Source organism: Candidatus Vagococcus giribetii, assembly GCF_017316185.1.
Lineage (GTDB): Bacteria > Bacillota > Bacilli > Lactobacillales > Vagococcaceae > Vagococcus > Vagococcus giribetii.
On the sequence record NZ_JAFLVX010000015.1, the window covers coordinates 111,189 to 124,370 of the forward strand.

Consider the following 13,182-nt stretch of genomic DNA (forward strand, 5'->3'; position numbering starts at 1 on the left):
TCCTTTTTAGCCTTTTGTTCGTCGAACACTATAAACTTCGGGTATAGCTTTTATTTTGTCCACAATTTGTTCTAAATGAGTTAAGTTTTGGATACCAATGGTTAAGTGAATCACAGCCATCTTATTTTTAGCTGGTTTAGCTTCCACACCAACTAAACGCTTAGTGTGAGAGTTAACTACTAATAAAATGTCATTGAGTAATCCTGTGCGATTGTATCCATAAATTTCTAAATCTGCATTGTAATCTTGATTACTTGTTGCAGCTGTATCTTCCCACTCAACTTCGATTTGACGCTGTTGCACCTCTTCCGAGTTGTTATTCATATTTGGACAATCTTTACGGTGAATAGACACCCCACGCCCCTTAGTAATATAGCCAACAATCTCATCTCCTGGTACTGGGTTACAACATCGACTAATTCTAACTAATAAGTTATCTGCTCCCTGAATAACAATACCGCCTTCATGACGGATCTTCATTTTATTTGGGTCTTTCTTTTGAACAGGTTGCGTCATTAACTCATCGGCTTCTTCTTGTTGCTTTTTAATGCCTAGTTCTTTTCGCTCTTTTTCAGTTAAGCGATTAAACACAACTTGAGTGGTAATCTCACCAAAACCAATGGAAGCAAATAAATCTTCTGCTGTATGATAATTAAAACGCTCTAGAGCATCTGCTAATTTGTCTTTTGTTAAAAAGTCTTTTGGAGCAAAGTCATTATCTAATAAATAGCGCTCCAACATAGTACGACCTTTTTCAATGTTTTCATCACGGTCTTTATCTTTGAAGAAACGTTTAATTTTGTTTCTAGCACGACTAGTTGCCACTAAATTGACCCAGTCACGACTTGGACCAAATGAATTCGCAGAAGTCAAAATTTCAATAATGTCTCCATTTTTAAGCTTGTAATCAAGAGGCACCATCTTACCATTCACTTTAGCACCAGTGGTTTTATTCCCAACTTCGGTATGAATGTTATAGGCAAAATCTAAAGGTCCAGAGCCTTTAGGTAACTCTGTAACATCTCCTTTAGGTGTGAAAACATACACTTTATCACTAAAAATTTCACCTTTTACATTATCCATAAATTCAGACGCATCATAATTTTCATCTTGAAGTTCGATAATTTCACGAAGTAAACTAATTTGATTAGCATTTTTGTCGTTTTGTTTTTCTGTTTTTCCTTCTTTATAAGCCCAGTGAGCTGCTACCCCAAATTCTGCAATTTCATGCATTTCATGGGTTCTGATTTGGATTTCAATCGGGTTGCCACTTGGTCCAATCACAGTCGTATGAAGAGACTGATACATGTTGTTTTTTGGAACAGCGATATAGTCTTTAAAACGACCTGGTAGTGGTTTCCATTTAGTATGAATCGCCCCTAAAACAGCGTAACAATCCTTGATTGAATCTACCAATACACGAATAGCTAATAAATCATAGATTTCACCAAAATCTTTTTTCTTATCTTTCATCTTACGATAAATAGAATAAATATGTTTTGGTCGACCATAAATAACTGCTTCAATACCTAAATCTTCTGTGGCTTCTTTGATTTCTTCCACAGTTTGTTCGACATACATCTCACGTTCACCACGTTTTGAATTCATTAAGTGAACGATTCGGTAATATTGTCTTGGGTTTAGGTAGCGAAGTGAACGGTCCTCTAATTCCCATTTGATTAAGCTAATCCCTAAGCGATGTGCTAAAGGCGCATAAATCTCTAGTGTTTCTTTAGCAATTCTGCGTTGCTTATCTTCTCTTAAATGATTTAAGGTTCTCATGTTATGCACACGGTCTGCTAGTTTTACCATAATGACGCGTAAATCTTGAGACATGGCTAAAAGCATTTTACGGTGATTCTCAGCTAATTGCTCTTCGTGTGATTTGTATTTGATCTTACCTAATTTAGTCACACCATCCACTAACATAGCAACGTCAGGTCCAAACTCTTCCTCTAAATCCTGTAGCGTCACATCAGTGTCTTCTACTACATCATGTAAAAAACCTGTCGCTACTGTATGTGGGTCCATGTTTAATTCCGCTAAAATCCCAGCTACTTGAATGGGATGGACAATATAGGGTTCTCCTGATTGTCTAAACTGTTCAGCATGAGCTTTTGTCGCGTAGTCACATGCTTTTTGCACAAAATCAACATGCTCTTGACTCATATAACTTGAAACCATCTTAATGACTTCTTTATCTGTTAATACCTTTTCTTTTGGCATATGACCCCTCCTTATTATTCTTATTAAAAAAAGAGGCAGATTCAATAAACTGTCCTCTTTGACTGATTCTTACTCTTTAAGATTAAACTAATTATACTCACTTTATTTTAGTATTTCAATGATTTGCAACAAGAGTTTCAGTATCTTGTCTGAAAACATTCTTAGTTTCGTTTGAATGTCTTTTATTTTATGTTATGATACACTCGTTACAACGTTTTTGGGAAGAGGAGACTTGTTATGAAGCAACTTAGTAAAGAAGAGATTCACAATCAGTTAAACACTCTAAATACTGAAAATATCAGCACTCTTTTCAAATTAATGTCTGAAGAAATTCGCTTTAAGTTAATCTATATTTTAAGTCATCAAGAGAAAATGTGTGTCAGTGAATTAGCTGACTTTATTAATGCAAGTGTCGCTACCACCTCTCACCACTTACAACTATTAAAAAAATACGAGTTAGTAGAGAGTACTCGTGAAGGAAAACAAATATTTTATTCCATTCACCATCCAAAAGTACTGCATTTAATGAAAGCAGGCTTTGATTTCTAATTTTTAACAAGGGAAAGGATTTTTTACATGACAAAAAACAAACTTATCTTACGGTTAGTTTTATACGGATTTATTATTAGTACCTTGATTGGTGTTATTTCGTTTGGCTTTATCTTTTTAGAGAGCAACCTCTCACATCATTTATGGGATGCCGTTCTCCCTTATCCTTGGCTGATTTTACCTATCTGTCTTTTAGGAGGTGTTATTGTGGGCTCTTTAAGAAAAAAATGGGGAGATTACCCTCAAGTGGCTCATCATACTATTTCTGAGTTGAAAGAAACACAAACTGTTGATTACAGACATGTTTTCAACAACTTGACAGTAGCTCTCTTTATTTTAATTTTTGGAGCTGGCGTTGGTCCAGAAGCTGCTCTACTTAGCTCAATTGTCATGCTTTCAGTTTGGCAAGCAGACAAGCTACGTTATCTATACGGAAACCAAGAAGAATTCTTTTCACTATCACCCATAGATAGAATCAAGCACATGCTACACCCAACAAAATACTTAGTCACTTATCACAAAGACAATGAACCTGACCATCCACAACTAGCAAACATCAAGAAATTTAGTAACACATTGTTTTCATTAAATGGACTTGTGGCCTTCTTTGTTTTAATGAAGTTAACTGAGCAGCCTTCTTTCATTACCAAAATGGGAGAAACTAATTGGCATTTAAAAGAATTACTTTTATTAATTCCTTTAGTGTTATTCGGGTACTTATCAGGTCAACTTTATTTGTTACTCAAAAAACACATGACTCGCTGGTTTGATTTTTGGCAAGATCAACCTATCAAAAAAGCCTTAATTGGTTCAGTTGCTATTTTTGTAACAGCGATTTTTTTACCTAGTTTACTCTTTTCTGGACAAACAAGCTTAGGTGGTATTCCTGAACGCTACTTACAATTCTCAGTTGCTTTCTTACTCGTTGTAGTAGCCTTAAAATTAGTCTTTCTATTAATTTGCCTAAACACTGGTTGGATTGGCGGGGATATCTTCCCTATTGTTTTTGCAGCCATTTTAAATGGTTTTGCCATCTCTCAATTGTTCCCAACATTTGATGCTATTTTCATTGCAGCTGTTGTAGCAACGTCTATGGCAATTGTTATTTTAGACTCACCTGTGGGTATTCCTATTTTTGTGGCACTTTTCTTTCCGTCACAAATCTTACCAGTCCTACTAATGGTGGCTTTAATATTTATTGCGAAAAAGAAATTAACTAAAAAATTAGCTAAATAAAAAAATCCTCTGCCCTAGTCGCAGAGGATTTTTTTATTCTTCTAAAGCTTCTATTTCATTGCGTATTGCTAACATCTCTTCTTCCATTTGAGCAATCACTTTAGCTGATACTTCTAATCGTTCACTTAATTTAGAGTCAATATGTGAGTCCTTATATCGCAAACCATGCTCAAGACTTGCCCAATAGTCCATAGCAATTGTTCTAAATTGAATTTCAACTTTTACTTTTTTCGTTTCTTGAAAGAAAAAGACTGGAATTTCAAGAATCACATGTAAACTACGATAACCACTTGGCTTAGGTTCTTTGATATAGTCCTTAATCTCTAAAATAGTCACATCTGTTTGATGGCTTAGTGAATCTAAAATCATGTAAATATCATCTGTATAAGAACAAATCACACGAATACCTGCCACATCAGCTAGCTTTTCCTCAACAATTTCTCTAGAAAAAGAATAACCTTTTCGGTCCAGTTTTGTTGCAATGCTACCAATTTTTTTAACACGACTTTGAATTTGATGAATCGTATTATTGCGACCAACAATATTAGAATTAGTTAATTCTCTATCAATAATTCTCAGTTTGGTTTCAACTTCATCAATTGCTGATTGGTAATAAATAATCAGCTTTTTGTAAATATCAAATGCACCCATATAAATATTTGCCCTGGGATCATCATTGTTCATAATATCCATTAATTCTTTTGAAGAAAATTCCATTGTCTTCACTCCTAAATTTATCTCATACACTTACTATACTTTATTTTTATGAGCATTTCATGATTTTTAATCAATTATTCTATCTATTTCACTCCTTATTTACTTGTTAGAGATAGATGGACAATTATTATTCGTGGTATACTTAAACAAAAGAAAGGAATGATTCCTATGCGATATTTCAGTAGAAAATCATCAATTATTCTTTTTCTGCTCCTATCCTTGTCACTCCTATTAGTCGCTTGTTCTTCTCCTAAAAAAAATCAACCCAAAAAAGCACACATCATTCAAATTCTTAATAACCAAAACAGCTTACAACAAAATGCTGTTTACTATTTTGATAATGGGACTCTTACCGTTTCTTTAACTTACGCCCCTTTTAGAAAACCTAATGAATTACCTAATGAATTTGAAGACTCTGACATAGTTAAAAATGATATGAAACGCTATGAAAAAGAATTCCCTAATACATCATTAAACTTAGATAACTTCTCTCCTTATTTTGAAAAAACAATCAAAAAAGTAACTTTAAACATTGATGAAGACAAAAAAGAAGTCTCCCTAACTGGAAAAGACTTTAACAAATCCTTTAAACAATCAGAAACCAATAATAATCGTTTGATTGATGACGTTGGGATTGAGTATGAATTAAAAATAGATCATTAAAAAAAGCAAAGAGCTTGTGTTATGTAAATACATACAACAAGCTCTTTCTTTTTATAATAATTCCCACTGATAACTCATAGCTGATAAGGCGTATAAAGGTGCAGTCTCAGCACGTAATATTCTTGGGCCTAATCCACATAAAATACCACCTGAAGCTTCAAATAACGTGATTTCTTCTGGGCTAAGTCCGCCTTCTGGTCCAAAGATAATTAAAACAGTTTCACCAGGTTGAACAGCCTGAAGGGTTTTAACTAGACTCTTTGTTTCCCCGCTTTTGGCAGATTCTTCATAAGCAACTAGTATATGGTCATAAGTCGCCAATAACTGAATAAACTCTTTTTGACTACTTAGTAAACGAATGCTTGGAACTGTCTGACGATGAGACTGCTCCGCAGCTTCTTTCACAATTTTTTCAAAGCGAGGTACTTTTTTAGTTAGCTTTTTGTCATCCCACTTAGCTACAGAGGTCTTGCTTGGAAAACCAATTAACTCACTCATACCAAGTTCAGTTCCCTTTTGAGCCACTAACTCTAGCTTGTCCCCTTTTGTATAGCCACAAGCAATACTCACAGCATAGGGCATTTCTTTTTGAGTCGCTTCTTTGCGAACTTCTTCTAACAAGATACTATCTTCTAAGATATCAACTACCTTAGCCACAATGGTTTCTTGATGATTAAACACCAAAAAACATTCTTCCTCAACTTTCATACGCATGACATGAGCTGCATGATGAAAGTCATCTGCTACTAAAGAGTAGGTTTGATTTTCTTTATAATTTTCTGGTAAAAAATAGCGCTGCATGATTAATCCTCAGTTGCTTTCTTCACAATCAGAGCTAACCAATCTCTTTGAGAGAAACGTTGATCCACAACAAAACCATTTTCTTCTAGATAAACTAAAACGCTGGCTTCTTTTTCTTCAATAATCCCTGAAATAATTAAAGTTCCCTCGTCTGTTAAACAACGGTACGCATCTGGAATCATCTTAATAATAATATCAGCTAAGATATTAGCTACAATCACATCAGCTTTTTTATCCACACCTACTAAGAGATTATTCGGTGCGACAAACACATCTTTGGCTACTGGATTAAGATTCATGTTTTCTTTAGCTGAAGCCACTGCAACATCATCTAAGTCATAAGCATAAACGTCCTTAGCACCTAAGCATTTACTAGCAATACTTAAAATACCAGAGCCCGTCCCCACATCAATAACTGTTTCGCCACCTCTTAAGACAACTTCTAATGCTTGAAGTGTCAGACGAGTCGTCGGATGAGTCCCTGTTCCAAAAGCCATTCCTGGATCTAACTTCATCACGTGCTCATCTGTTGAATGGGGTGTGTACTCTTGCCACTCTGGAACAATGGTTAAATAACGACTAATATTTACTGGATGGTAATATTTTTTCCAAGCAGTTGCCCAATCATTTTCTAGTACCTCTGAGGTTTCAATCGTATTCTCACCAATCTCTAGACCAAACTCTTTCAATTGTTCCACACGTAATGAAATGGTCGGTAGAATCTCTGGTAGAAAGACTGTCTCAGGGAAGTAAGCAATCACTTTGGCTCCTTCTTTAATATGATCAAACGTTGTGATATCTAAAATTTCACCAAAGGCGTCACTTTCAAAATTTAATACATCCATTGAGTCTTCGATAGCCACACCATTGGCTCCTGATTCCATCAAGATATTAGAGACTGCTTCGACTGCTTCACTTGTTGTTAATACGGATACTTGATTCCACTTCATAATGATTTCCTCTTTTTCTAATATTTAGGGTATGGGACAAAATGATGCTCTTTAATTGCTTCTAAACGTTGTTCAAAGACGCTATCTTCCCATTTTAATTCAAAGATATCGACAGACTCATCTGTTAGAAAATCAAACAAATCATTTTGGCCTTCAATGAGTACGTCATTTAAATAACGAGCAAACTCTCTTAACCACTCTCTTGATAAGCCTTTTTTACGGTCAAAAGCAATTGTTGTTAAGTACTCTTCTTTATCAATCACATCAAGTGGATTTGTATAGAATAAAATACCATCTTCAAATTCGATGACTTCTTCTTCACTCACAACCCCTTCTTCGTCTTCAATTTGCTCTTGATCTTTATTTTCTGCAAAAAGGGCTACTAAGACTTCAAATTGATGTTTCTTTGGATGCCAATCAATGGCAAAATCAGCCTCAGTTAAATGTTTTTCTAACTCTTTTTCTAAAACGTCTAATACGTGTTCTTTTTTCATTTATTTCACTCTTTTTCCTTTTAGTTTGATGTTCTTATCATATACGAAAACCAGAAGCTTTGCCAATGAAAATCTGTGATATAATGAGGAAAAAGTAAAGAGGAGGGTATCCATGCAAAAACCATTAGCTTACCGAATGAGACCAACTACTATTGATGACATTGTCGGACAACAACATCTCGTAGGTGAAGGTAAGATTATTCGACGAATGGTTGAAGCCAATATGCTATCTTCCATGATTCTTTATGGACCTCCTGGAACAGGGAAAACGAGTATCGCTAGTGCGATTGCCGGCTCAACTCACTATGCCTTTCGCATGCTAAACGCTGCCACAGATACTAAAAAGGACCTTCAAGTTGTTGTAGAGGAAGCTAAAATGAGTGGCACTGTTATCTTATTACTTGATGAAGTCCATCGCTTAGATAAACCAAAACAAGACTTTTTATTACCTCATCTGGAAAATGGTCGAATTGTCATGATTGGTGCCACAACAGAAAATCCTTATATCGCTATTAATCCCGCTATTCGTAGTCGAACGCAAATTTTTGAAGTGAAACCTCTCACTGAAGAAGATATTGAAATAGCTGTTAATAGAGCTCTTCAAGACACAACAAACGGCTTAGGTGAACTCAATGTGAAAATAGATGAAGAAGCATTAATCCACCTAACTAGAGCGACTAACGGGGATTTACGAAGTGCTTTAAACGGTTTAGAGTTAGCAAGTAAATCAACTAAACCTGATGAAGATGGCAGTATTCACCTTACTTTAAACATTTTAGAAGAGTGCATTCAGAAGAAAGCCTTCTCACATGATAAAGACGGAGATGCTCATTACGACGTGATTTCTGCTTTTCAAAAATCTATTCGTGGTAGTGATGTTGACGCAGCACTTCATTACTTAGCTCGCTTAATAGAAGCTGGGGAGTTGTTAATTGCTTGTCGTAGACTTTTAGTTATCGCCTATGAAGATATTGGTCTAGCCAATCCCGGTGCTTGCTCACGAACTGTCTCTGCTGTTCAAGCAGCTGAAAAACTTGGGTTACCAGAAGCGAGAATCCCACTAGCTCAAACTGTAATTGATCTCTGCCTATCACCAAAATCAAACTCAAGTTATTTAGGTATCGATCAAGCTTTAGCTGATATTAGACAAGGAAATATTGGAGAAGTACCTGATCATTTAAGAGATAGTCACTACCAAGGAGCTGAGAAATTAGGTCGTGGTGTTTCTTATAAATACCCACATGATTTCCCTGGTGGTTGGGTAAAACAATCTTACTTACCTGAAAAAATCAAACATAAAACTTATTATCTTCCTAAAGAAACAGGAAAATATGAAAAAGGTCTAGCCCAACGTTTACAACAAATTAAGAATGCAAAAAAATAATTTTTATTTACCTAGTAATTGATGAAAATGCTTTATTATGTTAGTATATATTTATAGAGAATATCTGTGATGTGCGTCGTGCTCTCATTAGTGTTGACCGAACAATTAATTTTACCTTGGGAATTAACCAGTTATTAACAGAAAACAAGCCTTATCACTTGGTAGTTTGAATTAATACTAACGATTCCCACCTGCATATAAAGCGGGTTCAACCAGACAGAGCATATTACGGCATCGACGGATATTTTTTTGTCTTTTTAAGGGTTTGCTTGTGACAAGCAAATGCTTTTTTTTATATTTTTTTATTTTACTCAGATTGGATTGTGATATAATTGATACAGATACTTCTACTCCTGTTTAGTTTGATACTCATTCTTCTTAGTTGGTACATGAAAAAGCATCTTTCAGACTTAGAAGTCACTTTTTCTAGCGCCAATAGAGAAAACCTAGTTGGTTATATGAGTCTTCTCTTTGCATCAGGAATTTTAGGTATTATTTTAGGCATTTTTATTCCGACAAAAGTAGCTGGGCTATTTTTTATCTCTTTAGTACTAGTCATTTCAGCTATCTTTTCAATTCGTCTTTCCAAAAAAATGAAGTAAAGGTAATCAGAAAGGGTGTTATACTATGTTAAAAGAATACAAAAAAATCTTAGTTGCCATTGATGGATCAGATGAATCTGAACAAGCCTTTAAAAAAGCTGTTCAAGTTGCTAAACGAAATGACTCTATCCTCTATGTTGCTCATGTTATTGATATCAGAGCCTTTGAATCTGTATCTAGTTTTGATGAGAATTTGGCAGCAGAAGCAACCAAGATTGCTCGCGAGACTTTAGATGATTATTTGGCATATGGCAAGGAGCATGGATTAGAAGACATCCAATGCTTGATTGAATATGGTGCACCTAAAACGGTTATTTCAAAACAACTTCAAAAAGATTACAACATTGACCTTATTATGCTAGGTGCCACTGGCTTAAATGCTATGGAAAGAATTTTAATTGGTTCTGTTTCTGGGTATGTCGCTAGACATGCAAGTTGTGACGTCTTAATCGTCAGAACAGATATCGACAATAAATTATTACCTAAAGAAAAAAAGAAAAAATAAAACAACAAAGGCTAGAAAGTTAAGTTAACTTTCTAGCCTCTTTTTTATTTATTTTTTTAATGCTTCTACGTCACGAGCAATCATTAATTCTTCGTCCGTTGGAATTAATAATACTTTTACTTTAGAATCATCTGTAGAAATCACGCGTTCGTCACCACGAACGTTGTTTCTTTCTTCGTCGATTTCACAACCGAACCAGCTAATGCCGTTGATGATTTCTTTACGCATGTTAATGTCGTTTTCACCAATTCCAGCTGTAAAGACAATTGCATCTACACCGTTCATTACAGTGATGTAGCTACCAATGTATTTACGTACACGGTCAGCAAAGATTTCTAAAGCTAATTTAGCAGATTCTTTTTCTGAGTTTTCTAAGTCACGCATATCACTTGATACACCTGATAAACCTAAAAGTCCAGATTCTTTATTTAAAATGTTAATCATGTCTTTAATATCAGTTAATTCTAATTTACCCATTAAGTATTGTAACAATGAAGGGTCGATATCTCCTGAACGAGTTCCCATAGTAACACCTGCAAGTGGTGTGAATCCCATAGAAGTATCAACTGATTTACCACCTTCAACAGCAGTGATTGAAGCACCATTACCTAAGTGACATGTGATAATTTTTGTTTCTTCAATTGGTTTACCTAACATATCAGCAGCTCTTTCAGATACGTAACGGTGACTAGTTCCGTGAGCTCCGTATTTACGAGCGCCAAATTTTTCATAGTATTCAGTGTTAATGCTGTATAAGTAGTTAACAGCTGGCATTGTTGCATGGAATGATGTATCAAATACACCTACGTTTAAAGCGCCAGGTAATACTTTTTCAAATACACGGATTACTTGTGCTTCAGCAGGGTTGTGTAATGGAGCAAATTCTGCTAATTCATCAACTAATTTTAATGCTTCTGCATCAATGATTGCTGATTCTTTGAAGTGCTCTCCACCAGCAACAATACGGTGTCCAGCTCCTGTAATTTCATCATAAGAAGCAATAATCTTTAATTCGATTAATTGTTCTAATAACATATTAACAGCGATTTCGTGATTTTCAATATCTTTAATCACTTCAAATTTTTCGCCTTCGCCATATTTAATAGTAAAGATTGAGTCATTTAGACCAATTCTTTCTACGATTCCTTGAGCGATAACAGTTTCTTCTGGCATAATGTATAATTGCCATTTTAAGCTTGAGCTTCCTGCATTAATTGCAATTGTTTTAGACATGATTTCTTTTTCTCCCTTTTAGTTAATATTAGATTTTCGCCATTCACGAAATTCATTGATAAAATTTAATACGGACTGATTATCTTTTAATGATGGTAACTCAGCAAGTAAGACTTCTTTAACTTGCTTAGATTCTCCTCCTCTATTTTGAACAATCAAAATAGATTTGCCTAAACCTTTTTGACTAAACAATGACTCTGGTAATTGAAGAACTGCTTGAAGGTACACCTCTTCTTTGATCCAACCTGTTAACAGCGGAGCTTGTGGGGTTTCAAGTAGGTTACTTGGTACTAAGAATAAACCAAAACCATCTTCTTTTACATGTTTCATTGCTTTTTCCATTAAGACATGATGAGCGTAACTATGCTCATCTTTGGCTGAGACTTTAAAATCTGCTACTTTTTCATCAAAAGCATAATAGCCAATAGGTAAATCAGATAAAGTAAAATCAACAGGATCAATCAATAAACTATCTAGACTATCTTGATGGAATAATTCCACCTCTAAATCTAACCATTCCTTGTTGACAGCAGCAACACTTAATAATGTATCATCTAAATCAACACCAAAACCTTTATTGGTAATATTAGCTAGATTCAGGTTACTCATGACTGTGTATAACAAATTTCCTGTACCAACTGATAAATCCAGTAAGCTTAAAGGATTATCTTTTTTAGCCAATTGTTCCAAAATGTAGACAAATAAAAAACCAATGCCATCTGGCGTTAGTTGATGATTGGCTTGAACTGCTTCTTCCATAGATCCTTTTAACAAGACAAGCTGAGTTATTTTTCTTTTATCTTCTTGATTTAAAGACAAGTTAGAAAGTTGTTCGTAAAGAGCTTCAATCGCTTCTACTTCTTCTTTAGCAGGAACTCCATCAATCACACGAACCTGACGATTTTCCATAAGATTCTCACCATTCTCAATGAATGCATCAAAAAAAGTTGTGTCTAATGCCATTTGCAATCTCTTAACTGACTCTAGGAAAAACTGAAAGCCTTTTTCTACATCTGTCTGTGTCAATACCTTCACCTCTTCCATTTACTTTAACAAAATATCTATCACTTTTTCATTCTATCTAAAAAAACCGAATAATTCAAGATATAGGCATAACAAAAAGGCGAGATTTCTTGATTATCTCACCTTTTCGTTGTTAAGTTCCGATGACTCGTTCGTTTATACTGGTTACTCAAACTAGTGATTACTTGATAATCTGCTAAGTTGTCTCCTTTTTTCCATTTTGATTTTCCTTGATTAAAATAAACGACAACTTCTGCTGCTTCTGTATCTTTCCTCACTGTCTCAAGGCTCATCTCTTCCATTGCTCGACTCACATAGTAGTCCCTTGTATTAACTAACATCTCACGTCTAGCAAAATAGTCATCTGTGACATAAACAAGGAGTAATGTCATCATTAACAATATTGCCATAACAGGAAACAAAATCCCACCTTGATTACCACGGAAAAAGAAAGTAACAATAGGTTTCTTTTTCAAGTGTCGTGACCTCCATTTCGATAACTTCATTTATCTCTTGGTATCTAACAGATTTTACCCCAGTCATAATAGGTTGGTGCCCTTCACCACTTACTCTTTTACGAATCATATTTTGGTAAAATTCAAATGTCACATTCTCTCCTTTATCATTTTTATAAATAAGTTGATTGCCTTTTATCTCAGAAAAAACCAATCCTCTACGTTCTAAATCTAATTGAATTTTACCAATCTGTACTTCTAGATAGTCAGACTTTTTGATCGTTGACTCTACTCGTGTCATACTTTTCAAAAACGGCTCAAGAAAGATTAATAACCCCATTAGT

At 34.9% G+C, this 13,182-nt stretch carries 15 protein-coding genes and 1 other RNA gene; 7 read left to right on the forward strand and 9 right to left on the reverse strand.

Going from position 1 to position 13,182, the window contains the following annotated elements; genetic code table 11:
• Window positions 1–6 precede the first annotated feature (6 nt).
• Window positions 7–2,226, reverse strand: a complete 2,220-nt coding sequence (locus tag DOK76_RS05430; protein ID WP_206965547.1) for a RelA/SpoT family protein — start codon at window positions 2,224–2,226, stop codon at window positions 7–9.
• 237 nt (window positions 2,227–2,463) lie between these two features.
• Here DOK76_RS05430 and DOK76_RS05435 point away from each other — a divergent pair, with 237 nt between their 5' ends.
• Both DOK76_RS05435 and DOK76_RS05440 read left to right on the forward strand, forming a co-directional pair.
• Entirely contained in the window at window positions 2,464–2,775 is a 312-nt protein-coding gene (locus tag DOK76_RS05435; protein WP_206965549.1) for an ArsR/SmtB family transcription factor, read from the forward strand.
• A 27-nt stretch (window positions 2,776–2,802) separates the two neighbouring features.
• Window positions 2,803–4,011: a chloride channel protein gene (locus DOK76_RS05440; protein WP_206965551.1), complete on the forward strand. Its 1,209-nt coding sequence runs from the start codon at window positions 2,803–2,805 to the stop codon at window positions 4,009–4,011.
• 33 nt (window positions 4,012–4,044) lie between these two features.
• Here the strand turns inward: DOK76_RS05440 and DOK76_RS05445 are convergent, their stop codons facing one another.
• Window positions 4,045–4,728 carry a GTP pyrophosphokinase gene (locus DOK76_RS05445; RefSeq protein WP_206965553.1) on the reverse strand — a complete coding sequence of 228 codons (684 nt, stop codon included), beginning with the start codon at window positions 4,726–4,728 and terminating at the stop codon, window positions 4,045–4,047.
• A 168-nt stretch (window positions 4,729–4,896) separates the two neighbouring features.
• Between DOK76_RS05445 and DOK76_RS05450 the strand changes: the two genes are divergently transcribed.
• On the forward strand, window positions 4,897–5,391 hold the full coding sequence (locus DOK76_RS05450) for a hypothetical protein (protein WP_206965554.1): 495 nt from the start codon (window positions 4,897–4,899) through the stop codon (window positions 5,389–5,391).
• Between the two features lie 51 nt (window positions 5,392–5,442).
• Here the strand turns inward: DOK76_RS05450 and DOK76_RS05455 are convergent, their stop codons facing one another.
• From DOK76_RS05455 to DOK76_RS05465, 3 genes are read right to left on the reverse strand one after another with little or no spacing between them, the layout of a single operon-like run.
• Complete coding sequence (locus tag DOK76_RS05455) at window positions 5,443–6,192, reverse strand: 16S rRNA (uracil(1498)-N(3))-methyltransferase (RefSeq protein WP_206965556.1); 750 nt, start codon at window positions 6,190–6,192, stop codon at window positions 5,443–5,445.
• 2 nt (window positions 6,193–6,194) lie between these two features.
• Window positions 6,195–7,142, reverse strand: coding sequence for a 50S ribosomal protein L11 methyltransferase (gene prmA / locus DOK76_RS05460; protein WP_206965558.1), 948 nt, complete (start codon window positions 7,140–7,142; stop codon window positions 6,195–6,197).
• 17 nt (window positions 7,143–7,159) lie between these two features.
• Window positions 7,160–7,636: a DUF3013 family protein gene (locus DOK76_RS05465; RefSeq protein WP_206965560.1), complete on the reverse strand. Its 477-nt coding sequence runs from the start codon at window positions 7,634–7,636 to the stop codon at window positions 7,160–7,162.
• A 112-nt stretch (window positions 7,637–7,748) separates the two neighbouring features.
• On the opposite strand from DOK76_RS05465, the gene DOK76_RS05470 reads away from it, so the two are divergent.
• The 4 genes from DOK76_RS05470 to DOK76_RS05485 all read left to right on the forward strand — a co-directional run bounded on the left by DOK76_RS05470 (window position 7,749) and on the right by DOK76_RS05485 (window position 10,127).
• Window positions 7,749–9,020, forward strand: coding sequence for a replication-associated recombination protein A (locus DOK76_RS05470; protein ID WP_206965562.1), 1,272 nt, complete (start codon window positions 7,749–7,751; stop codon window positions 9,018–9,020).
• Window positions 9,021–9,078: 58 nt separating this feature from the next.
• A non-coding RNA gene (gene ssrS, locus DOK76_RS05475) (6S RNA) lies at window positions 9,079–9,268 on the forward strand.
• 141 nt (window positions 9,269–9,409) lie between these two features.
• Entirely contained in the window at window positions 9,410–9,622 is a 213-nt protein-coding gene (locus tag DOK76_RS05480) for a hypothetical protein (RefSeq protein WP_206965564.1), read from the forward strand.
• 25 nt (window positions 9,623–9,647) lie between these two features.
• Window positions 9,648–10,127 (forward strand): universal stress protein, encoded by a 480-nt coding sequence (locus tag DOK76_RS05485; protein ID WP_206965566.1) that lies wholly within the window; start codon window positions 9,648–9,650, stop codon window positions 10,125–10,127.
• Between the two features lie 48 nt (window positions 10,128–10,175).
• Here DOK76_RS05485 and DOK76_RS05490 read toward each other — a convergent pair whose 3' ends face one another.
• From DOK76_RS05490 to DOK76_RS05505, 4 genes are all read right to left on the reverse strand, one after another.
• On the reverse strand, window positions 10,176–11,360 hold the full coding sequence (locus DOK76_RS05490) for an acetate/propionate family kinase (RefSeq protein ID WP_206965568.1): 1,185 nt from the start codon (window positions 11,358–11,360) through the stop codon (window positions 10,176–10,178).
• A gap of 18 nt (window positions 11,361–11,378) precedes the next feature.
• A complete protein-coding gene (locus tag DOK76_RS05495) occupies window positions 11,379–12,386 on the reverse strand; it encodes a class I SAM-dependent methyltransferase (RefSeq protein ID WP_242542214.1) in 1,008 nt (335 codons plus the stop codon).
• A 116-nt stretch (window positions 12,387–12,502) separates the two neighbouring features.
• Window positions 12,503–12,859 carry a competence type IV pilus minor pilin ComGG gene (gene comGG / locus DOK76_RS05500; RefSeq protein ID WP_206965572.1) on the reverse strand — a complete coding sequence of 119 codons (357 nt, stop codon included), beginning with the start codon at window positions 12,857–12,859 and terminating at the stop codon, window positions 12,503–12,505.
• Window positions 12,819–13,178: a ComGF family competence protein gene (locus tag DOK76_RS05505; RefSeq protein WP_255521642.1), complete on the reverse strand. Its 360-nt coding sequence runs from the start codon at window positions 13,176–13,178 to the stop codon at window positions 12,819–12,821. The genes comGG and DOK76_RS05505 overlap by 41 nt, the downstream gene beginning before the upstream one ends.
• Between the last annotated feature and the right edge of the window lie 4 nt (window positions 13,179–13,182).

Excerpts from the sequence above, each read along its gene's own strand:
- DOK76_RS05430 (WP_206965547.1), bottom strand. The coding sequence starts at position 2,226 with ATGCCAAAAGAAAAGGTATTAACAGATAAAGAAGTCATTAAGATGGTT.
- DOK76_RS05435 (WP_206965549.1), top strand. The coding sequence starts at position 2,464 with ATGAAGCAACTTAGTAAAGAAGAGATTCACAATCAGTTAAACACTCTA.
- DOK76_RS05440 (WP_206965551.1), top strand. The coding sequence starts at position 2,803 with ATGACAAAAAACAAACTTATCTTACGGTTAGTTTTATACGGATTTATT.
- DOK76_RS05445 (WP_206965553.1), bottom strand. The coding sequence starts at position 4,728 with ATGGAATTTTCTTCAAAAGAATTAATGGATATTATGAACAATGATGAT.
- DOK76_RS05450 (WP_206965554.1), top strand. The coding sequence starts at position 4,897 with ATGCGATATTTCAGTAGAAAATCATCAATTATTCTTTTTCTGCTCCTA.
- DOK76_RS05455 (WP_206965556.1), bottom strand. The coding sequence starts at position 6,192 with ATGCAGCGCTATTTTTTACCAGAAAATTATAAAGAAAATCAAACCTAC.
- prmA (WP_206965558.1), bottom strand. The coding sequence starts at position 7,142 with ATGAAGTGGAATCAAGTATCCGTATTAACAACAAGTGAAGCAGTCGAA.
- DOK76_RS05465 (WP_206965560.1), bottom strand. The coding sequence starts at position 7,636 with ATGAAAAAAGAACACGTATTAGACGTTTTAGAAAAAGAGTTAGAAAAA.
- DOK76_RS05470 (WP_206965562.1), top strand. The coding sequence starts at position 7,749 with ATGCAAAAACCATTAGCTTACCGAATGAGACCAACTACTATTGATGAC.
- DOK76_RS05480 (WP_206965564.1), top strand. The coding sequence starts at position 9,410 with ATGAAAAAGCATCTTTCAGACTTAGAAGTCACTTTTTCTAGCGCCAAT.
- DOK76_RS05485 (WP_206965566.1), top strand. The coding sequence starts at position 9,648 with ATGTTAAAAGAATACAAAAAAATCTTAGTTGCCATTGATGGATCAGAT.
- DOK76_RS05490 (WP_206965568.1), bottom strand. The coding sequence starts at position 11,360 with ATGTCTAAAACAATTGCAATTAATGCAGGAAGCTCAAGCTTAAAATGG.
- DOK76_RS05505 (WP_255521642.1), bottom strand. The coding sequence starts at position 13,178 with ATGGGGTTATTAATCTTTCTTGAGCCGTTTTTGAAAAGTATGACACGA.